The following is a 21,769-nucleotide window of genomic DNA, read 5'->3' as shown; positions in this document are numbered from 1 at the left end:
GGGGATGGCCGTGAACCGCAGTCATGAAGTGGAGTATTGCAACCTGGAGCTTCGTTTTGACCGCCGCCAAATTCAGAATCTGATCCGAGAACTGATCCAGGAAGGTTATTCCCTGTACTGGAACGAGAACGAGCATCAATTCATCGTATCCGTTAGAACGGGGCGAAAGCTGCTCAAGCTGAGATTCTTGAGGGTGCTCAATCGTTACAAAATGGTAGGAGACTATCTGGTCAAGGATGAGAAGCTGGCGCAATGGATCGAGAAGCTCATCAACGATTCCCGCGGCCACGCCATTGTGAAGAGGTTCCACGACCGTCAGGTGTTAAGGATCGAGAATATCATGTTCGGTGAAATTATCCGTCTCGTGGAGGTGTCCGGCATGGAACATCGGATTATTTTTCAAAAACGACCGCAAGTTACGGTAGAAGACATGGTGCAAGCTTATAAGTCGAAAAGAGCCGAGCAGCGAGCGGGCGTATTGCGTCTTGAAATCGATTACGAACTAGCCGTTCTTCACGAGGCGCTCATGAACGATTGGCCGGAGGTAGTCGAAGCGAGCAAGGAAAAGCTAAAAGGGATGCGAACCGAAATGCTGTTATTGGAGCTGTAATGGCGATAATTCTAAATACAAAAAGCGGAGTTCCTTGTCGGCAAGGTTTCTCCGCTTTTTTCTGTTAGGAATGGATAATTAATTGCCTTGAGCGAACTCCAGCTCGATGTGAACTTTGATGGCGTCGCCGATCAGAATTCCGCCGGTTTCAAGCGCGGCGTTGTAGGTCAGTCCGAATTCGGAACGGTTGATGACTCCGTCCGCGACAACGCCGAATTTCGTGTTGCCCCATGGATCTTTGGCAGGGCCGGCGATTTCGGTATTGAGCGTGATCGATTTCGTTACGCCGGCAATCGTTATATCGCCGGTTAGCTTGTACTCGTCTCCGCCTTTGGATTCGAGAGCCGTTTTCTTGAACACGATGCTCGGGAATTGCTCGACGTTGAAGAAGTCCGGGGATTTCAAGTGGCCGTCGCGATTTTCGTCCTTGGTATTGATGCTGTTCACGTCGATCGTAATCGTTGCATCTACCGCCGTCAGGTTATCGCTGTCCGCGGTTACCGTCGCATCGAATTCGTTGAAGCTTCCGCGACGTTCGTGATCATCATATGACGTACGCTGAAAGTAATGCCGCTGTGAGACTTATCGAGAATCCAATTGCTTGCTGCCATAATGAACATCTCCCTTTATTTTTTATATCTACTATTAAATAATAAGTAACATAAAAAAGCAAGAGAAAAATTGGCGAGTTGTGGAAATACAAATGATGGTTTTCATCTGGACGCAAAAAGAGTACAATAATCCTATTGTGAAAATTTTGTACTAAAGGATGAAGAAAACTATGTCGAATGCAAACATTGGCGTCGTCGGCTTAGCCGTTATGGGCCGCAACCTTGCTCTTAACATCGAGAGCCGTGGATTTACCGTCGCGGTATACAACCGCTCGAGAGAAAAAACGGACGATTTGCTGAACACGGAAGGCAAAGGCAAGAAACTCGTGGGCACATTCTCCGTGGAAGAGTTCGTGAACTCTCTTGAGAAACCCCGTAAAATTCTGATCATGGTGCAAGCAGGCGCAGGTACGGACGCAACGATCGAGTCCCTGATTCCCCACTTGGATCAAGGCGATATTATTATTGACGGCGGTAACGCGTATTTCCCGGATACGCAGCGCCGCAGCAAAGATTTGACGGCAAAAGGCTTCCACTTCATCGGAACGGGCGTATCCGGCGGCGAAGAAGGCGCGCTTAAAGGGCCTTCCATCATGCCGGGCGGACCTGAAGAGGCCTATCGTTTGGTTGAACCGATTCTTACGGGCATCTCCGCTAAAGTAAACGGCGACCCTTGCTGTACATATATTGGGCCGGACGGCGCCGGACACTACGTCAAAATGGTACACAACGGAATCGAATACGGCGATATGCAACTGATTTGCGAAGCTTACCAATTGCTTAAAGACGTGCTCGGCGTGTCCACGGACGAGCTTCACAACATTTTCGGCGAGTGGAATAAAGGCGAGCTCGACAGCTATCTGATCGAGATCACGACGGATATTTTCGCGCAAAAAGATCCGGAAACAGGCAAACCGATGGTGGATGTCATTCTGGATGCCGCGGGTCAAAAAGGAACGGGAAAATGGACGAGCCAAAGCGCTTTGGATCTTGGAGTGCCGCTATCCATCATTACGGAATCCGTATTCTCCCGGTTCCTCTCCGCGATGAAGGAAGAGCGCGTTGCCGCGAGCAAAGTGCTTAAAGGACCGAAAACGAAAGCATTCCAAGGCGACAAAGCAGCATTCATCGAGAGCGTGCGCAAAGCGCTGTTCGCGAGCAAAATCTGCTCTTACGCGCAAGGCTTCGCGCAAATGCGCGCCGCTTCCGACGAATACGGCTGGGATCTTCGTTACGGCGATATCGCGATGATCTTCCGCGGCGGTTGCATTATCCGCGCCCGTTTCCTGCAAAACATCAAGGAGGCGTACGATCGCGATCCTGCGCTTCGCAATTTGCTGCTCGACGAATACTTCAAAAATATCGTCGAAACGTATCAAGACGCATGGCGCGAAGTCGTATCCACGGCAGTCGCGTACGGTATTCCGGTTCCTTCGTTCGCTAGCGCGATCGCGTATTACGACAGCTACCGTTCGGAGCGTCTGCCGGCTAACCTGTTGCAAGCGCAACGCGACTACTTCGGCGCTCACACGTTCAAGCGTCTGGACAAAGAAGGCACGTTCCACCACAACTGGATCAATTCTTAATTCAGTCGCGCGGCAGAAGCTCGCTTAGCATGTTGCGAAAGCAGGCGGTTTCCTGAAGGCTAGGGCTGCGACGATGGAGCAGCAACAAGGCCATATCCGCGAAACAGGCAAAATGGGCAAGCAGCTGTGGCCGATCGAGCCCCGACCATTCGGGAGCTCTGTCGGCCACTTTTTTCTTAATATAGCCAAGCGCCCAGAGGACGTCTTCCCTGCAGAGCGGGTATGAAGGATCCAGCAGTCGACGTAGAGGCTGCTCGATCGGCAAGGACGTTCGTTTATTTTCCAATTGCAGCATCACCTTTAACGGAGGGTTCGTACACTATCAAAGTTACGGAAAAACTCGTCGTTTTATACCTTAGGATCGATATGCTATGATATAAAAAGCGTAAAATCAAGGAATGGGGAACTCGTTTTGAGTGGATTGGGCACTAACCGCAACATTATTATTGTCGGCTTCATGGGAACGGGTAAGTCGACGGTAAGCAGACTGTTGTCCGAACGCCTGGGATGGGAGAGCAAGGATACGGATGAGGAAATCGAGAGATTAGCCGGTCGGTCCATTAAACAGATGTTTGCCGAGGACGGGGAGCAAGTTTTTCGCGATTGGGAAAGCCGGGTACTTAAGGATATCCTAAGCCGAGGACGACAAGTCGTGGCGACGGGCGGGGGAGCGGTGTTGCGCGAAAGCAATCGCCGCGCGATGCTCTCCGGCGGCTGGGTTGTCTCGCTAACGGCCGATAAGGCGAGCCTGATCAGACGCGTAACGAGTTCGGCAGCTGCGGGAACGAGACCGCTTCTGGCCGGCGATGCGGAGGAACGCGTCAGCACCTTGCTGGAAACGAGGCGTCATGCCTACGATTTCGCGCATGTCGCGGTGGACACGTCCAAACGATCGCCTGCCGAAGTGGCGGAGCTGCTCGCGAGCTGGCTTCCGGAATCGTGGAACTAAGGAAGCTGATTCCAGGCGAGCATGCCGCCGATGAGGTTCGTTGCGCCTTTATAACCAAGCGAAGATAAGTATTGGCAAGCTTGATCGCTGCGGTAGCCGCTGCGGCAGATGAAGATGACTTCTTCCTCTTTGGGAATGGATTCCAGCTGTTGCGGCACTTGGCCGAGCGGCAAGTGCAGCGCTCCCGGAATCATGCCTTGCGCGACTTCTTCTTCCTCGCGAACGTCGATAAGATGAATTTGTTCTCCGGCTTCTAACCGGGATTTAAGTTGCTCGACAGTAATCGTTGCATAGGAGCTCATGATCGGCCAACCTTTCGTCTGAATATAGGTTCATCATAAGAAACTGCGCAAGGACTGTCAATGTAAGGGCGGAGGAATCGATGAGGATCGCAATCGGCATCGCCATAGCCGGATTTATGGGGGCAATCGCCCGATATGAGGCAGGCTACTTATTTCCGCAGCATGCGGGTCCGGCCGCCTTTCCATGGGCAACGCTGATTATTAACCTTACCGGCTCCTTGCTTCTCGGGTTGTTGACCGGTTGGTTAGCGCGCCGCAAATCTGCGCCGAAATGGCTGGGAGAAGTGATAGGGACGGGATTTATTGGAGCCTACACGACATTCAGCGCATTTAACGCTCAACTGTGGCAATTATTCGAGCAGCAAGCTTATGGAGCAGCGACAGCCTATTGGTTCGCAAGCGCCGCAGGCGGTTGGATGCTGGCGGCAGCCGGTCTAGGTTGGGGAAGGGGCCGGCATTCATGAGCAACTTATGGTTAGCGGGTCTGGTCGGGCTGGGCGGATCGATCGGAGCCTTGATCCGGTACGGGGTCGGCCGTTCGGTCGTGCGCAACGGCAAGCCAAGCTTTTACGGCACTTTGTGCGTTAATCTCGCGGGTTCATTCGTGATCGGCCTACTCCTCGGATTACATTTGGAGCAGGAGCACGCGTCCGCGTTTGCATTCGCGGGCATCGGCCTTATGGGCGGATTAACGACCTATTCTACGTTAAACGTACAGAAAGCTACGATTTACAGAGAAGGTGCCAAAAGAACGTTGGCGCGGTATTTAGCCGCCACATATTTGGGAGGCTTCGCTTTAACGGGTTTCGGCGTTGGACTAGGTTATATTCTACATACATAGTTTTTAAGGAGCGTGTTTATTCATGGATATGATCGTTACCCCTACAGGTAAACTGAATGGCGAGATTCAAGCGTTATCCTCGAAAAACTATACGACGAGATATTTGCTCGTATCGGCGCTTGCGGAAGGAACGAGCACGATTCTGTACCCGGCGCATAGCGAAGACGGAGAAGCGATGCGACGTTGCATTCGGGATTTGGGAGCGGTCGTCGAAGAGGACGACGAGAAAATCGTCATTACCGGTTTCGGCCGCAATCCTCGTCCGACCAAGGAATTAAACGTAGGCAACGCCGGCGCGGTGCTTCGTTTCGTTATGTCTATCGCGGCATTGTTGCCGGAAGTTCATTTCGTCAACGCTTACCCGGAATCGCTAGGCAAACGCCCGCACAACGACTTGATCACCGCACTGGAGAGCATGGGCGTATCTATCGAGCACCAGAACGGCCGTCTTCCTATGACCATCAAAGGCGGCAATCCTCGCGGCGGCAAAATCCAAGTGTCCGGCAACGTCAGTTCTCAGTTTTTGAGCTCTTTGCTGTTCTTGACCCCGCTGCTGGACGAAGACAGCGAAATCGAAGTGCTGCACGACTTGAAATCCAAAGTCGTCATCGGCCAGACGCTGGAAGTGCTTGCTCAAGCGGGCATCGTCGTCGAAGCTTCCGAGGACCTTATGCGCTATCGCATTCCGGGCAAGCAGAAGTACAAGGCTCAGACCTATACGGTACAGGGCGACTATCCGGGATCCGCTGCGATCTTGGCGGCGGCATCGGTAACGGAATCCGACGTTGTCGTCCATCGCCTCATGGAGAACAGCAAACAAGGCGAACGCGCCGTCGTAGACGTGCTTCGCGCGATGAACGTTCCTCTGACCCATGAGAACGGGATTGTTCACGTCAAGGGGAACGGACGCTTGACCGCCGGCGAATTCGACGGCGACGAGTTCACCGACGGAGTGTTGGCGATGGTTGCCGCGGCCGTATTCGCGGAAGGAACGTCCCGTTTCTATAACGTGGAAAACTTGCGGTACAAAGAGTGCGACCGGATTACCGACTACTTGGCGGAGCTTCGCAAAGCAGGCGCTAAAGTAGAAGAGAAACAAGACGAGATCATCGTTCACGGCCGTCCGGAAGGCGTAGAGGGCGGAGTGGAGATCGACGCGCACTTCGATCACCGGGTAATCATGGCGCTTACGATCGTCGGGCTTCGTTCCGCGCAACCGATTCGCATCAAAGACGCGCATCATGTAGCGAAATCGTATCCGATCTATTTCGATCACTTGAAATCGCTTGGCGCCCAAGTCGAGTGGGCAGACTAAACGGAAAGACTATTCAATAGGGAGGTTCTTTACGATGCCATACGCTCATCCGTCCCGCGATGAAATCAAACAAATTTTGTTGGATTCCCAAACGATCGCCGTCGTCGGTTTATCCGAGGATCCGTCCAAAGTTTCGTACATGGTTTCCGAAGCGATGCAACAGAAAGGATACCGGATCATTCCGGTCAATCCGAAGGCGACTTCCATTCTGGGCGAGCAGTGTTACGCGTCGCTCAAAGACGTTCCCGTTCCGATCGATATCGTTAACGTATTCCGGCGTCCGGAGCACACTCCGCCGATCGCGAAGGAAGCCGTTGAAGTCGGAGCCAAGGTGTTGTGGCTGCAGCTCGGCATCTCGAACGAAGAGGCGGCAACGATCGCTGAAGAAGGCGGCGTACGCATCATAATGGACCGCTGCATCAAAGTCGAGGACTCGATCCTTCTTCCGCACGGCAAAGCTTAATTTAAATAATCGGCAATGGAAAATGATTGATGATCATGTTTATTAGAAATTAGATGACCCGAAAATGGGGCAGAGATGTATCTCTCGTAAGAGTTTACGTCCGCCTCTTGGAGCCCATTGCTACCTTGTTAACCTAATCAGGTTAAAAGCATCCCAGGGGCCCCCGCAAAGTACTCGGATTATGCTTCGTTAGCATTTTCGTCACTTTGCGGGGTAAAAGAGTTGCGGCTGGAGAGAGAAACATCGTCGCCTCAATCTACAGGTCATCTTTTTTGTCTGCTAATAAGCATCTAAGTTGAATTTTCCATCGGAAAGGAGGGGGAGACATGTACGGAATAGGCTACCTCCAGAGGTTGGGCCGGGCGATGATGCTGCCGATGACGGTGCTTCCCGCGGCCGCCATATTCCTTATGCTCGCGCGATTGCCGTGGGATTCGTTCGGCTGGACGCAAGTGCCGGAACTTCTGAACGCGGCGGGGATGGCCATTTTCCAATACGTGCCGTACGTGTTCGCGATAGGAATCGCGCTCGGATTGTCCAACCAGACCGCCACGGCGGGAATGGCGGCACTGACCGGGATGTTTATTTTCCATATCGTCACGCACACCTATGACCCGAACGGCGTTCAGCCCTCGATGTTCGCGGGAGCCGTTATCGGCATTGTTTCCGGATGGGCGCACGATCGGTTCAAGTCGTTCCAACTCCCGGAGTTTCTGCAGTTTATCGGAGGCTCCCGATTCGTTCCTCTATTCATGAGCGTAGTCTCTCTTGCGTTCGCATGGGCGATGATAGGGGTAGGCGAAGGATTAAGAGGCTGGGCAGCATCCGCGGGCACTTTGGTATACTCCGCAGGCGGCTTCGGAATTTTTCTGTACGGTTTCCTTCATCGCATTCTCGTCGCGTTCGGGCTTCATCATATCCTCAATCATCTCTTCTGGTTCCAAGTCGGAGAGTACGAGGGCGCTGACGGAGCCATCTATTTCGGAGATTTGCCGCGATTCTTCGCGGGAGATTCTTCGGCGGGCATCTTCATGGCCGGATTGTATCCTACGATGATGTTCGCGTTACCGGCCGTTGCCTTCGCTATCATCCATGAAGCGCGGGAAGATTTGAAGCCCAAGACGAGCAAGCAATTCCGCGTAGCGGCGCTAGGCTCTTTCCTTACGGGCGTTACGGAGCCTGTCGAGTTCGCTTTTCTGTTCGTGGCTCCTTATTTATTTCTCGTCCACGCGCTCCTCTCGGGCGGGTTAATGTGGTTGGTTTACGAACTGGACATTCATCACGGTTTCACTTTTTCGGCGGGAGCTTTGGAATACTTGGTCAACATGCCGCTTGCTCAGCGAGGGTGGCTGTTGCTGCCGATCGGGATCGTAACGGGGCTTATTTATTACGTCATGTTCCGGTGGAGTATTCGGCGCTTCCAACTGGCTACCCCAGGACGCGAGGACGCGACCCGGCTCGACGACTGGGCAGGCGACATTCCATACCGTGCGCCCCTTATTCTGCAGGCTTTAGGCGGCAAGGAAAACATGGTACGGCTTGAAGCTTGCATAACCCGTCTTCGGCTAACTCTCGAGGATGATCGCAAGGTCGACGTGCAATCGTTGCGCCACTTGGGAGCCGCAGGGGTCATTCGACTCGGAGGCGGGCACGTGCAGGTCGTGTTCGGAACTTTCTCGGAGTTGATTCGGGAAGAAATTCATAAGCATATGCAGACGGACGTTCAACAGATTCAATTCCATTCTCCGGTGCAAGGCCGGATGATTCCTCTGGAAGAAGTCGACGATCCGATATTCGCTCAGCGGTTGGTAGGCCGGGGAGTCGCTTTCCTTCCGGATAAAGGGGAATTGGTCGCGCCGATTCAAGGGAAAATCATCCATATCCATCCCTCGCTGCACGCGGTGGGCTTGCTTACGAAAGACGGTTTGGAGGTGCTGCTGCACGTCGGTATCAACACCTCGCATTTGGAGGGGAAAGGTTTTACGATACTCGTGAAGATGGGAGACGAAGTCTCGCCAGGCCAGCCGCTTCTGAAATTCCATATTCCAACCTTGAAGCAGCATGCGAAATCATTAGCCACGCCAATGGTCATAACGAACAGCGACGTCGTCAAATCATGGCGGTTCGCTCCGTATAAGGTGGTCAAGAAAGGCCAAGCCGCGGTTATGTCGGTTGTCGTGCAAGAGAGAGAGAAGGGGGCGGAGAGATGATACAGGCTATTGGCGCTTCGCAAGGAATCGCAATAGGGAAAGCGTTCGTTCTTCCGCATTGGGAATGGGAGCTTCCGGATCAGAAGATCGACGTGGCGGATTTGGCCAAAGAATTCGACCGGCTATACGAAGGCATTCGCCGTTCCAAAACCGAGATCAACCAAATGAAAACGGAGCTGGACGAAGCGGTAGGCTCGGAGGAAGCGAGCATCTTCGATGCCCATCTGGCGATTTTGGAAGATCCCGTATTCATGAATGAAATTCAAGGCATCATCCAAAGGCAATATAAAGTCGCCGAAGTCGCCGTCAAAGAGGCGATCGATCATTTCGTGACGATGTTCGATCTGTTGGACGACGAATACATGAAAGAACGGGCGCTGGATATTAAGGATGTAGGAAATCGCCTCCTCAAGCATTTGCTCGGCGCGCCCGATATTTCCCTGCCCGAGGATACCCAGCCTTTCGTTCTCGTCGTAAGAGAGTTATCTCCGTCGCAGCTCGTTCACCTCAAACCCGAACTCGTGCTCGGCATCGTGACTATGGTCGGAAGTCCGACTTCGCATGCGGCCATTATGGCGCGAGCTTTCGGGATTCCGATGGTCATGAGCGTGGAAGGCAAGCTGGAGCAAACGATCAGCACGGGAGATCTCCTGATTATCGACGGCGGAACCGGCTCGCTTCAGATCGAACCGACGGCGGATATGGTAGCCCGCTATACGGATATGCGCAAGCGCGAAATTATCGAAAAAGAGCAGCTGCTGATGCTCGCGAAGGTACCTTCGGTTACGCCGGACGGAGTACCGCTCACCCTGGCTGCCAATATCAGTTCATTAAAGGAATTGGAGGCGGCGTTAAGCAACGGAGCGGAGGGAGTCGGATTGTTCCGGACGGAATTCCTATACATGGACCGCAGTCATTTTCCATCCGAAGAGGAACAATACGAAGTGTATCGGGCAGTCGTACAAAAGCTTAACGGGAAAACGCTGATTATCCGGACGCTCGATATCGGCGGCGATAAACAATTGGATTATCACGAACTACCCGAGGAAGAGAACCCGTTCCTGGGATTCCGGGCTATCCGATTCAGCTTGGAGCGCAAAGATTTGTTCAAAACTCAGCTCCGTGCCATTCTTCGGGCTTCCGATTACGGTGACATTAAGATTATGTATCCGCTCATTACTTCCGTAGACGAAGTGCGGGAAGCGAATGAAGTGTTGGCTGAAGCGAAGAGGGAGTTAACTGCCGAGGGGATCTCTCATAATGCTTTGATTAAAGCCGGGATCATGGTCGAGGTGCCGGCGGCGGTGGCGATCGCGGATTTGCTCGCTGAGGAAGTGGCCTTCTTCAGCATCGGCACTAACGATTTGATCCAATTCACGCTGGCGGTCGACCGGATGAACGAGCAGATCAATCATCTATACGAACCTTATCATCCCTCGATTTTACGCATGATTCGCACGGTGACCCAAGCGGCCAAAGCGCGAGGAATCCCGGTCAGCATATGCGGAGAGATAGCGGGCGACGTGAACGCTTTGCCGATCTGGCTAGGACTCGGAATCGAAGTGCTCAGTTTGTCGGCGCAGGCGATCCTGCCGGTCAAGCAAAGCATGCTGCGGACGAAGGCGTCGGATAGCCGCAGACTGCTGGAAGAGATGTTCCGATGCAAGAGCGCCGGTGAAGTTCGCGCGCTCGCCGACCTGTTCCGGGCGGAAGTGGCGCTCGCGCCAGGCAATGTGCAATCTCATATTTAACCCCACGCGATCGCAACCTTGAGCGACGTAAAATGCCTCCTTACCGAATTCGCCGGAAAACCGGGTGGGAAGGAGGCATTAGGATTTAACGGCCGAACAGCAAGTCGCAGAAAGCTTTGGCATACGGAGGCAGATCCGGCGGCCTGCGGGCGGATACGATGTTCCGGTCGATCACGACCGCTTCGTCCAGCCAGACGGAACCTGCGTTCTCCATGTCGTCCCGGATGCCGGGCGTAGAGGTCACGGTTCTGCCTTCCAATATTTTCGCGGAGATGAGCACCCAGCCGGCATGGCAGATTTGTCCGATCGGCTTGCCGCTATCGTTCATCCGCCGCACGAAATCGAGTACTCGCGGATCTCTGCGAATTTTGTCCGGGGCCCAGCCGCCGGGAACGAGCAGGCCGTCGAAGCGATCGGCGTCGAGATCGTCGTAGGAGATGTCGGAGACAGCGGGCACGCCGTATTTTCCGATATGCTTCCGTCCCTTCTCGGGACCTGCGTAGAGCACCTCGGCGCCTTCTTCTCTTAAGCGATACACCGGATACCAAAGCTCCAAATCTTCGAATTCATCGTCGAGCAAACATACTACTCTTTTTACGGTAGTCATTAAAGAAGTCCTCCAATCCTGATCTGATAAGGCTCAGTAGTCTATTGTACCAAATCATCGACTTACGTTCACGCTCGCTTTTCAAGCGCGAACGGACAGAAAGCGAGGTTCTTCCGTTGCGAATATGGAAATACGCTCCCGCCGTAATTTGTATGATCGCCATTTTCATCTCCTCGTCCCGAAGCGGGGAACAATTGGATAGCGTGCTTCCGTGGTTCCAGAAATGGCTGCCGGGCTTGGCGGACTTCAACCCTATGCACTATGTGGCCTATTTCATCTTGGGACTGACGGTTGCATTCGCGATGGGCAGGCGTTCGACCGCATGGTCGGGATTTGTCATAAACGTATTAATATGCGTCTTGTACGGCGTGACGGATGAATGGCATCAATCCTTCGTTCCGATGAGAAGTCCGGATCCGTTGGATCTGCTTCACGACGGGATGGGCGCGGCTGCGGCTGCGTTGCTTGTTTTGCTAGTTAGCAAGCTTCGCCATAAGCGCGGTTCCAGAAATTACACGATAGGGTAGAGCAGGATTTCATAGGCATCGGGACGAATCATTACAGGGTAAGCTCTTTGTTTATTTAAGGAGAGAATCCCGTTGCTTAAATCCTGTTCATGCGGAGGAGAAATGAACCTCAAGCTCCGCACGGTCATCTTTGCCAAAAAAGTGAATATCAATAACGTTCCCGTATACAATTGCGCGCAGTGCGGCCGGAACGACGTGTTTCCCGGGGTTAAAGACGACGTCGGGAAGTTGGTCGGGCAGCTAGGTTCGCGTCCTGCTCCTCACAGTATTCCATTCGACCAAATCCACGAATGGGCGGGGGTGTTGTCCGAAGCCATGCACCTATCCGATACGCTGCACGCCCCCGTGATCGCCAGAGCCGCGGAGGAACGGATCAATCAATTGCTGGATCTATGGCTGATCGCATCGTCTCTGGAGGATGAGCTCTGGAAGCAGGAAATTCAGAACCGGCTGTCCCAAATTAGCGCTCAATACATATCATAGGTGCTTGAGGACGGGGGATTCCCCGTTTTTTTGCGCGGCAATCCATTTTCTGCTACGATATTCATATTGATCTTCGATTTTGAAGGAGGCTGCGTAATGGCAAGCATTCAACAATTAACGTCTTTAGAGCAATGGGATCAAGCTTTGAAAGCGACATCCGGCAAGCCTTTGCTCGTCTTTAAGCATAGTACCAGCTGCTCGGTCAGCGCGGGCGCACATGAAGAATTGTCGCATTTCATCGAAGACGGACGAGCCGAGTCCGTCGACTATGCCATCGTTCACGTGATCGAGGATCGTCCGGTCAGCAACGCGATCGCGGAGCAGCTCGGAGTCAAGCATGCTTCTCCCCAAGCAATATTGGTGAAGGACGGATCGCCGGTTTGGGATACTTCCCATTGGCATATCACTTACTCTTTTTTGTCGGAAAAGCTGGGTTCGTCTGTGAACAACCCTTAATCTCGACCTCATGCGCATGATTAACCTCATGTTAGATTGCTAAACATGCGGTTTTGTCGTATGATTACCTTAATAATCCATGACTGGACAAGGGTTTGCGATCCAGTCACGAACATTGGAGCGAATCATTGTGACGGTAACCATTTACGACGTGGCACGCGAAGCTGGCGTTTCGATGGCAACAGTTTCCCGTGTCGTCAATAACAATCCTAACGTTAAACCTCAAACTCGCAAGAAAGTTTACGAGGCGATAGAGCGACTCGGCTACCGGCCGAATGCGGTCGCGCGCGGTCTGGCAAGCAAGAAAACGACAACGGTAGGCGTGGTCATTCCCGATATCGCGAATGCGATATTTGCAGAGGTTGCAAGGGGAATCGAAGACATTGCCAATATGTATCACTACAATATTATTCTTTGTAATGCGGACAAGCGCAAAGACAAAGAGATTCGAGTCATCAACACGCTGCTGGAAAAGCAGGTTGACGGCTTGTTGTTCATGGGCGGAGCGGTGACGGACGAGCATATTCAAGCGTTCAAAACTTCCAACGTACCGATCGTGTTGTGCGCGACTACGGATGAGAAGAGCACGATCCCTTCGGTCGATATCGATCATGAGGCGGCGGCTTTCGACGCCGTTAACCGACTCATTGCGGAAGGGCATACAGCCATTGCGATGATTAGCGGTACGTTGCAGGATCCGGCGAACGGTTACGCTCGCTTTCAGGGGTACAAACGCGCGTTGTCGCAGGCCGGTCTGCCTTACCGGGAAGATTACGTGCGGGTCGGCAATTATAAATACGAATCGGGTATTGAAGCGATGCAATATTTCTTGGACTTGCCTGAGCGTCCGACGGCCGTATTCTCCGCTACGGACGAAATGGCAACCGGAGCTATTCATTGCATTCAGGATGCCGGTTTAATCGTTCCCGATGACGTATCCGTCATCAGCGTCGACAACAGCCGCATTTCCTCGATGGTTCGACCGTTGCTGACGACTGTCGCTCAGCCGATGTATGACATCGGAGCGGTATCCATGCGGCTTCTAACGAAGCTTATGAAGAAGGAAACCGTAGAGAACGCGAAAGTTACCTTGCCGCATGAACTAATCGTGCGCCGGTCCGTTGCCGGTCCGAAAGGAAAGTAACCATAAGTCCTTTAATCGCCCTGCCTCGGTGCATACGTGACCGATGCGGGGCGTCTCTATGGAGTTAGCATGAGTAGAAAGGAAGAAGAATCGTGACTTACGGGACAATCGGGATTATCGGAGCCATGCAGGAGGAAATCGAACTGTTGCTAGCGCAGTTAGACAATAAGCATACGGACCAGCATGCGGGAATTACTTATCACCATGGCTTATTTCGCAACAAGAAGGTCGTACTGACGCGTTCGGGCGTGGGGAAAGTAAACGCCGCCGTCTGTACGCAAGTATTAATCGATCGTTACAGCGCGGACGTCGTTCTGTTCACCGGCGTGGCTGGAGCGGTAGATCCGAAGCTCAACATCGGGGATATCGTTATTTCCACGAGCAGCGTTCAGCACGACGTTGACGTGACGGCGCTTGGTTTTCCTCGCGGGACGATACCCTACCAGGAAGTATCGGAATATCAGGCGGACGAACGGTTGATCGCGCTTGCCGTAGAAGCCGGGCAAAAAGTATATCCGGGACGTTGTTACAAGGGCAAAGTCCTATCGGGAGATCAGTTCATCGCAGATCGTGCGGTAGTTAAAGGCTTGCACGAGCAACTGGGCGGAGCTTGCACGGAGATGGAAGGGGCTTCCGTCGCGCAGGTGTGCTTTATGAACCGGGTTCCGCATGTCATCATTCGGTCAATGTCGGACAAGGCGGACGGTTCCGCCCATGTGAATTTCGCGGAATTTACGATCGAAGCGGCTAATCGCTCTTATGCAATCGTAGATGAGATGGTTAAAGGGCTGTAAGGGACGAACTATCGTGGACAAAGAAAATAGAGCTGGCGATCCGATCCTCGTTCGATCCGGTTGCCAGCTCTTCATTCTTTCTTAACCGATATGCTGGAGCGCGATCTCCAGCATCGTTTTATTTTTAGCCGTAATCTCGGCTCTTCTCGGCATAGGAATCCAGCATGCTACGTCGTCCAGCCATGTATTCGGGAGATCGGAAGGTTTGCTCGGCGATTGGAAAGCCGACCACTGTTCCGGCAGTAATCCTCCGCAGAATGCGCTGTCAATTTGCGTTAGCAGGGAATGGCCGCTCATCTCAAGCCAGAGCAGGCTCCAAGCTCTCGGGACGACGCGCCAATGGTCGTATCCGCCGCCGCCAAGCGCTACCCATTTGCCTTCCGTATAACGATCCGCGAGCCGATGTATGATTTTCGGCATTTCCCGATAAATTCGCATGCTGCAATGAATATGCGCGAGCGGATCGAAAGCGTGCGCGTCGCATCCGTGCTGGCTGACGATAATATCCGGGCGATAGGCATGGGCAACTTTCTCTATCGCTTGAGAGAAACAATCGAGCCACGAATCGTCTTCCGTATAGGGCTCCATCGACAGATTCAGGCATGACCCGTAACCGGAGGAGTCCCCTCTTTCATGCGCGAAGCCGCTGCCGGGGAACAGAAACTTGCCGGTTTCGTGTATCGATAGCGTAAACACATCGGGATCGGTGTAGAAAAACCACTGTACGCCGTCACCATGATGGACGTCCGTATCGATGTAAAGCACGCGCGCCTTGTATTTATCCCTTAAGTACGTAATCGCCGCTGCCGCGTCGTTATAGACGCAGAAGCCCGAGGAACGATTCGGGAACGCGTGATGAAGACCTCCGGCCAAGTGCAGGGCGCGATCCGCCCGGCCCGACATGACGGCGTCCGCCGCCGCCAGAGAACCGGCCGCAACGGCGACGGTAGCTTCGTGCATTCCGGGAAAATAGGGCGTATCCCCATCGGCTTCGAGGCCGTATTGCTCGGCGTTGCTGACGATGCGCGCATCGGGATTGGCGGCGCTCAGCGCGATAGCGGTATCGACATAATCTTTCCTATGGATTTTTCGGATTACCTGATCGGCTTCCTCCAGAGGGAAGGGCGCAACAATACGCTCATCTGGCAATGCGCCGCATCGACGCAGAAGATCTTCCGTCAGCTCGATGCGAAAGGGATGAAACGGATGATCTTCGGAAAAACAGTAACGCCCTGATGGTTTGTTATTAATCCATATCGTTCTGGAGGACAGAGAAGGTCGCCTGCCTTTCATCTAATACATGAATCGTTGCCTAAACCGAACGCGATCGAATTGTTCAACGGAAGACAACGGAACGTCTTTGCCGATTCTAACCATGAGGCAGTTGGCGGGATGCGCGCAAATTTCCGGATCGTCCGTCGCAAACCACACCATGCCGACCGACTTCATAAGCCGTTCCATCATCTCGCGATATTCCCACACGTTTAACCCGCTTGATTCCAAATCCCAATGCCAATAATATTCCGTCGTGAAAACGATCATATTATCTAATTGGCCGTTCTCGAACGCCGCGGAGATCAGAGACTTTCCGAGACCCAGATTGCGGTAATCATCCGCTACCTCGATCGCGCCGAGCTCTACGAGATCATCCATTCCGCCTTCGGACCAACGCTCCATCTCGTCCGGATAGTGGAAGGTTACATATCCGACGATAACGTTATCGTCGCGCGCAACGATGATCCTTCCTTCGGGAAGCTCGGAAATTTCGACTAAAGCCTCATGCTGATCTTTAGGCCTGCGAAAAGCATCCAACTTAGGATGGAGAGTCATGTCGCGCAAGCTTTCCGGAGGAACTGGTCCTTCAAGGATAAGGGATTGGCCATCTCTAGCGATTGGATAGCGGACGTACGATTTGATATGGTCCATGCCGTTCCCCCTAGATCCGTTGTACGAACTTTAAAGACCATTATATCATCTTCAAGGCCGGGGACGGAACCGGGATACGGAAGGATTGGTTAATATTACCCCCGACCTGTTGGAAAATGTCCTTTCTACCTATGCCTAGCCTAGGAACACTGTGTTATAATGTCTGTGGCAGATGAGACTGATTACTCCATGTTGTGTAAGCGCATTCGTAAAGGGATGCTCGCATTTTAATGGGAAGGTGATGGATCGTGACATTTCAATCGGATGAAAAACTGGCCGTCACGGCAACGGTGTCCAATATGGCATCGTACGAAGAGGCGGTACAAAGCTTTAACTGGGCAGATGTCGAGCAGCAATTTACTTGGGCTTCGACCGGCAAGGTCAATATGGCATACGAAGCGATCGATCGCCATGTGGCCAATGGGCGCGGCGATAAAATCGCTCTCCATTACAGCGATAACCAGCGCGAGCAAAGCTATACCTTCGCGGAAATGTCGAGGCAGTCCAATCGGTTCGCCAACGTGCTGCGCGGATTGGGCGTAGATAAAGGCGACCGAGTATTCATATTCATGCCGCGGACGCCTGAACTGTATTTTAGCTTGTTCGGAGCGCTCAAAGTCGGAGCCGTAGTCGGGCCTTTGTTCGAGGCGTTCATGGAGACGGCCGTTAGGGATCGTCTTCTGGATAGCGGCGCCGTAGCTATCGTAACCACTCCTGCTTTGTTGTCGCGGGTGCCGCGCGCCGAGCTGCCGGACCTTAAACATGTCATCGTATTCGGTGATTCCGTAGCAGAGGGGGATGGCATCGTCGATTATCGTTCGGCGATGAATTCCGCATCCGAGGAAACGGAAATTACGTACCTCGATCGGGAAGACGGATTGATTCTCCATTACACTTCGGGGTCTACGGGGAAACCAAAAGGCGTATTCCACGTACAGAACGCGATGCTCCAGCATTATCACACGGGCCGCGTCGTTTTGGATTTAAGGGAAGACGACGTCTACTGGTGTACGGCCGATCCCGGCTGGGTAACGGGTACGTCGTACGGGGTGTTCGCTCCATGGTTGAACGGGGTAACCAACGTCGTTCGCGGAGGAAGATTCAGCCCTCAAGATTGGTATTCGACGATTCAAAAATATAAGGTTTCCGTATGGTATAGCGCGCCGACGGCATTCCGCATGTTAATGGGAGCGGGAGACGACGTCGTCAAATCGTTCGACCTCTCGAGCTTGCGCCACGTATTAAGCGTAGGGGAGCCGCTTAACCCTGAAGTCGTCCGTTGGGGCAACAAAATTTATGGCCAACGCATTCACGATACCTGGTGGATGACGGAGACGGGCGGACAATTGATCTGCAACTATCCAAGCATGGAAATTAAACCGGGATCGATGGGCCGTCCGGTTCCCGGCGTTCAAGCGGCGATCATCGATGATCAAGGCAACGAGTTGCCGCCGTTCCGCATGGGTAACCTGGCAATCAAAACGCCTTGGCCGTCCATGATGCGCAAAATCTGGAATAACCCGACGAAATACGCGGAGTACTTCCATATTCCCGGGTGGTATGTATCGGGTGATTCCGCTTATCAGGATGACGAAGGCTACTTCTGGTTCCAAGGACGAATCGATGACGTTATCAATACATCCGGCGAACGGGTAGGGCCATTCGAGGTAGAGAGTAAGCTTGTTGAGCATCCTGCGGTTGCGGAAGCGGGGGTTATCGGCAAACCCGATCCGTTGCGCGGAGAAATTATCAAAGCGTTCATTTCGCTTCGCGAAGGGTTCACGCCATCCGATGAGCTTAAAGCGGATATCGCTAAGTTCGTGAAAGAAGGTCTGTCCGCGCATGCTTCCCCGCGCGAGATCGAATTCAAAGACAAGCTGCCGAAAACCCGCAGCGGCAAAATCATGCGCAGGGTACTCAAGGCTTGGGAGCTGAATTTGCCGACCGGCGACTTATCCACGATTGAAGATTAATTATACCGACAACAAAAAGCCCTCGCGCATTCGCGAGGGCTTTTTGCGTTACGTTCCGGACTTTACTTCGATTGCGGTAGTCGGTGTCGACTCGCCGGATGCGCTAATGGCGGTTACTCGGTACCAGCCGGCGGACATCGGAGCGATGTACTCGAATGCAGTTGATTCCGTCGTGCCTAGGAGCTTATACTTTCCATGTTCCGATTCGCTGTACCATACCTGATACTGCGTTACGCCTTCGCTGCTCGAATTCGCGTTCCAGGCGATCGACACGCCGATGTCGGTTCCTTGAGCGGTCAAGCCGGAAGGCGTTGAAGGAGCGTTGCTCCCGCCTGGATTGCTTGGGAAGGAGGGATCGACTTCTTCGCCGCCGCCTGGAATTCCTGGATCCGGGAAGTTAGGGTCGATGTCCGTCTGTCCTCCATCGGTCGAGATCTTCTCGCTCGGGGCGGATTCGTTGCCAACGACGTCAACGGCCGTAACGTAATAGCTATAAGATTGGTTGGCGCTAGTATAGTTGACGAACTTAGGATCTTCGCCCGTCGGTACGGAAGCCTCGACTTTCTGGAACACGCCGCCGTTAATGGAGCGATATAAGCGGTATCCTGCAACGTCTGCCTGCGTTGAAGGAGTAAACGTAATTCTTGCCAAACTGTTCAAGGTTTCCACCGATACGTGCGCCGGAGGGTTAGGACTAGCTCCGTCGTCTACCCGAGGGTCGATTTTGGAAGGCGCGCTCTCGGCGGCGTCCTTCGGCAAATAGTACGACAACGCTCGGCGGGACTGGGCGGACACTTGGCCCAGCTTTGCCTTCAATTCCTCGATCAGCGTATCGAGAGGAGACTCCCGGACGACCATGACCGATTCGCGTAACAAGTCTTCCGGCGTCTCGTCTTGAGGCAAGTAATTGACGCCGTTGTACGAAATGTATTTCACTTTGACGAGAGCGTCGTCGGATTCGGTCGGGACGAATTTTCGGTTGAAAATATCGGTAACGAGCTTGCCGGCAGCTTTCGTCAAGTCCGTTGGCAGCTTGCCGCTTACGCTGGACACGGTCATCGAGACGATACCGTCCGGCTTCTCGAATTTCTTGGTTTGGAAGAGCTCCGGCTTGGCTTCCGTGACGTCGTTCATGATCTTGGCCCAGATGGAACGGGCTCTTCCGTGACTGTCGGAGGATAGATTATGAATGACTTTCTCGTATCCGGCCCATACCCCAAGCGTAATGTCCGGCGTATACCCTTCGAACCAGACGTCGCTGTAATTTTGCGTCGTTCCGGTTTTGCCGACAACCGGAATATTTTTGTAATTTTTGAATTGCGACATGATCGACGTTGCCGTACCGTTCGTGACGACCGTTCGCAGCATGTCCGTCATCAGATAAGCGGATTGCTCGGATACGACTCGCTTCGGATCCGCTTTGTGCTTGTAGACGGATTCGTTATTGGCATCGCGGATTTCTTCGATTAAATAGGCATCGTTGAAAACGCCTTTATTAGCGATGGCAGCGTACGCATTCGTCAATTCCTCGACGGATGTTCCGTATTTGAGTCCGCCGATAACCCCGGTTTGAGCTTGGTCATCCTCGGGAACTAGCGTAGTAATGCCAAGGGAACGGGCAAAATTCCATGACTCCTTGATCGTGACCTTATTTAAGAAGATTCTCAGAGCGGGAATGTTGTACGAACTGTTCAGGGCTTGGCGGGCGGTGACGAGTCCCGAATAACGGTTGTTGGAGTTTTTCGGAATATGATATCCCCCTCCGCCGTTCTTCAAAATAATAGGAGAGTCGTCTACCACGCTGCCCGGCTGGATAAGGCCTTTCTCGATCGCCGGCAAATAGGCTCCGATCGGCTTCATCGCCGATCCCGGTTGCCGTACCATCTGGGTCGCGAAGTTCATTTGCTCGATATGGAAGTCGCGGCCTTCGATCATGCCCAGAATGGCGCCCGTTTTCTGATCCATCATGACGGCGGCGATCTGCTCGACGCCTTTGACAGGATGGTCAGGAGCGAAGTTTTCAGGATTTTCGGCGATATCGTGCATAAGGTTGTATATTTTTTTGTCGATGGTAGTAGTGACTTTATAACCGCTTCGCAGAAGTTCCGCACGCGCGTTTTCGATCAAGGCGGAATTTTCTTTTTTCTTCAGATCCTCGCGTTTAAGCTCCGGATTTTGCTGAAGCACGAGCAATTCGGCAGCCTGGCGCTCTACTTCCAACATGAGATACGGATAAGTGTTGTAAGCTTTTTCGCTTGGTTTGGCAAGCGACGAATAGAGGTCGAAAGCTAATGCTTCTTGATATTGCGCTTGGTTGATTTTTTGCTCTTCCAGCATACGGCTAAGGACGAGCTTCTGGCGCGTTACAGCGCGCTTGAAGTTTTTCTCGTTGAAATCCCCTTTCCCGTTGAAAGCGGAGTACAAGGACGGCAGCTGCGGAACGCCGGCCAGATAGGCTGCTTGCGCGATATTCAGATCGTTCAAGTTCTTGACCCCGAATATTCCGTTCGCCGCGGCTTTGATTCCGAATACTTGGTACCCTGAGGAGCCGTTTCCGTAAGGGACTTTATTTAAGTAGGCCGTAATGATCTCTTTTTTGCTTAGGAATCGCTCTAATCGAAGCGATAGGAAAATTTCTTTGGCTTTGCGACTGGACGTTTGATCGAGATTGAGGAATACCCGGCGCGCTAATTGCTGGGTAATGGTACTTCCTCCGGTTTGCACGCTCTCGTTCAGCAATTGCTGTTTAACGGCGCGGAATAGCCCGTTAGTATCAACGCCGGGATGCGTAAAGAAATTTTTGTCTTCTATGGCGATGACCGCGTCGATGATCGTCTGCGGAATTTGATCGTAAGTGACCGGACGGCGGTCTTCTTCCGAACGCAATTGTCCGATAGGGGAGCCGTCGTTGAAATAAACGAATCCGGTTATCGCGTTCTCGTTAATTTTCTCTTCGATGAAGCCGCGGTCTCGGATAGGATCTTCGTTTACCAATGAAGCGATGTATCCCGTCACCGCTCCGGCGCCCACGAGTCCGGCGAGCACACCGAACAAGATAAGCCAAAGCACGGTAAATCCCGCGATTTTCCCCGCTGTCTTGAAACCCTGGCCTTTAGGCTTCGGATCGGAAGGGGGGTGTTTAGTATTCGTCATTTAGAAATCCTCCTTCAACAAACAGAACTATTATAGCACATTTACCCATCGTTTGACTTCTTTCGGAA

22 protein-coding genes are annotated in these 21,769 nt (G+C 52.8%); 15 read left to right on the top strand and 7 right to left on the bottom strand.

Annotated features, from left to right (window positions below):
• The first annotated feature begins 10 nt into the window (after positions 1-10).
• Complete coding sequence (locus tag FPL14_RS03225; protein WP_182301676.1) at positions 11-610, top strand: hypothetical protein; 600 nt, start codon at positions 11-13, stop codon at positions 608-610.
• Positions 611-688: 78 nt separating this feature from the next.
• Here FPL14_RS03225 and FPL14_RS03220 read toward each other — a convergent pair whose 3' ends face one another.
• Positions 689-1,090 carry a YceI family protein gene (locus FPL14_RS03220; RefSeq protein WP_324617919.1) on the bottom strand — a complete coding sequence of 134 codons (402 nt, stop codon included), beginning with the start codon at positions 1,088-1,090 and terminating at the stop codon, positions 689-691.
• Positions 1,091-1,391: 301 nt separating this feature from the next.
• Here FPL14_RS03220 and gndA point away from each other — a divergent pair, with 301 nt between their 5' ends.
• Positions 1,392-2,807 (top strand): NADP-dependent phosphogluconate dehydrogenase, encoded by a 1,416-nt coding sequence (gene gndA, locus FPL14_RS03215; protein WP_182301675.1) that lies wholly within the window; start codon positions 1,392-1,394, stop codon positions 2,805-2,807.
• A 1-nt stretch (position 2,808) separates the two neighbouring features.
• Here gndA and FPL14_RS03210 read toward each other — a convergent pair whose 3' ends face one another.
• Positions 2,809-3,093: a hypothetical protein gene (locus tag FPL14_RS03210; RefSeq protein WP_229263761.1), complete on the bottom strand. Its 285-nt coding sequence runs from the start codon at positions 3,091-3,093 to the stop codon at positions 2,809-2,811.
• A 126-nt stretch (positions 3,094-3,219) separates the two neighbouring features.
• On the opposite strand from FPL14_RS03210, the gene FPL14_RS03205 reads away from it, so the two are divergent.
• Positions 3,220-3,756, top strand: a complete 537-nt coding sequence (locus FPL14_RS03205) for a shikimate kinase (protein ID WP_182301674.1) — start codon at positions 3,220-3,222, stop codon at positions 3,754-3,756.
• On the opposite strand, the gene FPL14_RS03200 is transcribed toward FPL14_RS03205, so the two are convergent.
• The gene (locus FPL14_RS03200; RefSeq protein WP_182301673.1) at positions 3,753-4,058 is read right to left on the bottom strand and encodes a rhodanese-like domain-containing protein; all 306 of its coding nucleotides are present in this window, start codon (positions 4,056-4,058) and stop codon (positions 3,753-3,755) included. The two genes, FPL14_RS03205 and FPL14_RS03200, sit on opposite strands and share 4 nt — an antisense overlap.
• A gap of 80 nt (positions 4,059-4,138) precedes the next feature.
• Here FPL14_RS03200 and FPL14_RS03195 point away from each other — a divergent pair, with 80 nt between their 5' ends.
• The 6 genes from FPL14_RS03195 (at position 4,139) to ptsP (ending at position 10,638) form a co-directional block, all read left to right on the top strand.
• Positions 4,139-4,522 (top strand): fluoride efflux transporter FluC, encoded by a 384-nt coding sequence (locus FPL14_RS03195; RefSeq protein WP_182301672.1) that lies wholly within the window; start codon positions 4,139-4,141, stop codon positions 4,520-4,522.
• Positions 4,519-4,899: a fluoride efflux transporter FluC gene (locus FPL14_RS03190; RefSeq protein ID WP_182301671.1), complete on the top strand. Its 381-nt coding sequence runs from the start codon at positions 4,519-4,521 to the stop codon at positions 4,897-4,899. The genes FPL14_RS03195 and FPL14_RS03190 overlap by 4 nt, the downstream gene beginning before the upstream one ends.
• 22 nt (positions 4,900-4,921) lie before the next feature.
• Positions 4,922-6,214 carry a 3-phosphoshikimate 1-carboxyvinyltransferase gene (gene aroA / locus FPL14_RS03185; protein WP_182301670.1) on the top strand — a complete coding sequence of 431 codons (1,293 nt, stop codon included), beginning with the start codon at positions 4,922-4,924 and terminating at the stop codon, positions 6,212-6,214.
• A 34-nt stretch (positions 6,215-6,248) separates the two neighbouring features.
• Positions 6,249-6,677: a CoA-binding protein gene (locus tag FPL14_RS03180; RefSeq protein WP_182301669.1), complete on the top strand. Its 429-nt coding sequence runs from the start codon at positions 6,249-6,251 to the stop codon at positions 6,675-6,677.
• 326 nt (positions 6,678-7,003) lie between these two features.
• Positions 7,004-8,887 carry a glucose PTS transporter subunit IIA gene (locus tag FPL14_RS03175; protein ID WP_182301668.1) on the top strand — a complete coding sequence of 628 codons (1,884 nt, stop codon included), beginning with the start codon at positions 7,004-7,006 and terminating at the stop codon, positions 8,885-8,887.
• Positions 8,884-10,638: a phosphoenolpyruvate--protein phosphotransferase gene (gene ptsP / locus FPL14_RS03170; protein ID WP_182301667.1), complete on the top strand. Its 1,755-nt coding sequence runs from the start codon at positions 8,884-8,886 to the stop codon at positions 10,636-10,638. Before FPL14_RS03175 ends, ptsP begins: the two co-directional genes overlap by 4 nt.
• Positions 10,639-10,723: 85 nt before the next feature.
• Here the strand turns inward: ptsP and FPL14_RS03165 are convergent, their stop codons facing one another.
• Entirely contained in the window at positions 10,724-11,245 is a 522-nt protein-coding gene (locus FPL14_RS03165; protein WP_182301666.1) for a type 1 glutamine amidotransferase domain-containing protein, read from the bottom strand.
• Between the two features lie 116 nt (positions 11,246-11,361).
• Here FPL14_RS03165 and FPL14_RS03160 point away from each other — a divergent pair, with 116 nt between their 5' ends.
• The 5 genes from FPL14_RS03160 to FPL14_RS03140 all read left to right on the top strand — a co-directional run bounded on the left by FPL14_RS03160 (position 11,362) and on the right by FPL14_RS03140 (position 14,649).
• Positions 11,362-11,772 (top strand): VanZ family protein, encoded by a 411-nt coding sequence (locus FPL14_RS03160; protein WP_229263760.1) that lies wholly within the window; start codon positions 11,362-11,364, stop codon positions 11,770-11,772.
• 72 nt (positions 11,773-11,844) lie between these two features.
• Complete coding sequence (locus FPL14_RS03155; protein ID WP_182301665.1) at positions 11,845-12,255, top strand: TraR/DksA C4-type zinc finger protein; 411 nt, start codon at positions 11,845-11,847, stop codon at positions 12,253-12,255.
• Between the two features lie 96 nt (positions 12,256-12,351).
• Positions 12,352-12,711 (top strand): bacillithiol system redox-active protein YtxJ, encoded by a 360-nt coding sequence (gene ytxJ / locus FPL14_RS03150; RefSeq protein ID WP_182301664.1) that lies wholly within the window; start codon positions 12,352-12,354, stop codon positions 12,709-12,711.
• 130 nt (positions 12,712-12,841) lie between these two features.
• Positions 12,842-13,855, top strand: a complete 1,014-nt coding sequence (gene ccpA, locus FPL14_RS03145) for a catabolite control protein A (RefSeq protein WP_182301663.1) — start codon at positions 12,842-12,844, stop codon at positions 13,853-13,855.
• 92 nt (positions 13,856-13,947) lie between these two features.
• Positions 13,948-14,649: a 5'-methylthioadenosine/adenosylhomocysteine nucleosidase gene (locus FPL14_RS03140; RefSeq protein WP_182301662.1), complete on the top strand. Its 702-nt coding sequence runs from the start codon at positions 13,948-13,950 to the stop codon at positions 14,647-14,649.
• An 81-nt stretch (positions 14,650-14,730) separates the two neighbouring features.
• On the opposite strand, the gene FPL14_RS03135 is transcribed toward FPL14_RS03140, so the two are convergent.
• Both FPL14_RS03135 and FPL14_RS03130 read right to left on the bottom strand, forming a co-directional pair.
• A complete protein-coding gene (locus tag FPL14_RS03135; RefSeq protein ID WP_182301661.1) occupies positions 14,731-15,942 on the bottom strand; it encodes an acetoin utilization protein AcuC in 1,212 nt (403 codons plus the stop codon).
• Positions 15,943-16,575, bottom strand: coding sequence for a GNAT family N-acetyltransferase (locus FPL14_RS03130; RefSeq protein ID WP_182301660.1), 633 nt, complete (start codon positions 16,573-16,575; stop codon positions 15,943-15,945).
• 248 nt (positions 16,576-16,823) lie between these two features.
• On the opposite strand from FPL14_RS03130, the gene acsA reads away from it, so the two are divergent.
• Positions 16,824-18,548, top strand: a complete 1,725-nt coding sequence (gene acsA / locus FPL14_RS03125) for an acetate--CoA ligase (protein WP_182301659.1) — start codon at positions 16,824-16,826, stop codon at positions 18,546-18,548.
• Positions 18,549-18,596: 48 nt separating this feature from the next.
• On the opposite strand, the gene FPL14_RS03120 is transcribed toward acsA, so the two are convergent.
• Positions 18,597-21,701 (bottom strand): penicillin-binding protein 1A, encoded by a 3,105-nt coding sequence (locus FPL14_RS03120; protein ID WP_182301658.1) that lies wholly within the window; start codon positions 21,699-21,701, stop codon positions 18,597-18,599.
• Positions 21,702-21,769 lie beyond the last annotated feature (68 nt).

The organism is Cohnella cholangitidis, from assembly GCF_014107495.1.
Taxonomy (GTDB): Bacteria; Bacillota; Bacilli; order Paenibacillales; family Paenibacillaceae; genus Cohnella; species Cohnella cholangitidis.
The sequence above is the reverse complement of the archived record's forward strand: the minus strand, read 5'-3'. Positions and strand labels throughout refer to the sequence as shown.

Excerpts from the sequence above, each read along its gene's own strand:
- FPL14_RS03195 (WP_182301672.1), top strand. The coding sequence starts at position 4,139 with ATGAGGATCGCAATCGGCATCGCCATAGCCGGATTTATGGGGGCAATC.
- aroA (WP_182301670.1), top strand. The coding sequence starts at position 4,922 with ATGGATATGATCGTTACCCCTACAGGTAAACTGAATGGCGAGATTCAA.
- FPL14_RS03165 (WP_182301666.1), bottom strand. The coding sequence starts at position 11,245 with ATGACTACCGTAAAAAGAGTAGTATGTTTGCTCGACGATGAATTCGAA.
- ytxJ (WP_182301664.1), top strand. The coding sequence starts at position 12,352 with ATGGCAAGCATTCAACAATTAACGTCTTTAGAGCAATGGGATCAAGCT.
- gndA (WP_182301675.1), top strand. The coding sequence starts at position 1,392 with ATGTCGAATGCAAACATTGGCGTCGTCGGCTTAGCCGTTATGGGCCGC.
- FPL14_RS03175 (WP_182301668.1), top strand. The coding sequence starts at position 7,004 with ATGTACGGAATAGGCTACCTCCAGAGGTTGGGCCGGGCGATGATGCTG.
- FPL14_RS03180 (WP_182301669.1), top strand. The coding sequence starts at position 6,249 with ATGCCATACGCTCATCCGTCCCGCGATGAAATCAAACAAATTTTGTTG.
- FPL14_RS03130 (WP_182301660.1), bottom strand. The coding sequence starts at position 16,575 with ATGGACCATATCAAATCGTACGTCCGCTATCCAATCGCTAGAGATGGC.
- FPL14_RS03190 (WP_182301671.1), top strand. The coding sequence starts at position 4,519 with ATGAGCAACTTATGGTTAGCGGGTCTGGTCGGGCTGGGCGGATCGATC.
- ptsP (WP_182301667.1), top strand. The coding sequence starts at position 8,884 with ATGATACAGGCTATTGGCGCTTCGCAAGGAATCGCAATAGGGAAAGCG.
- FPL14_RS03135 (WP_182301661.1), bottom strand. The coding sequence starts at position 15,942 with ATGAAAGGCAGGCGACCTTCTCTGTCCTCCAGAACGATATGGATTAAT.
- FPL14_RS03120 (WP_182301658.1), bottom strand. The coding sequence starts at position 21,701 with ATGACGAATACTAAACACCCCCCTTCCGATCCGAAGCCTAAAGGCCAG.
- FPL14_RS03200 (WP_182301673.1), bottom strand. The coding sequence starts at position 4,058 with ATGAGCTCCTATGCAACGATTACTGTCGAGCAACTTAAATCCCGGTTA.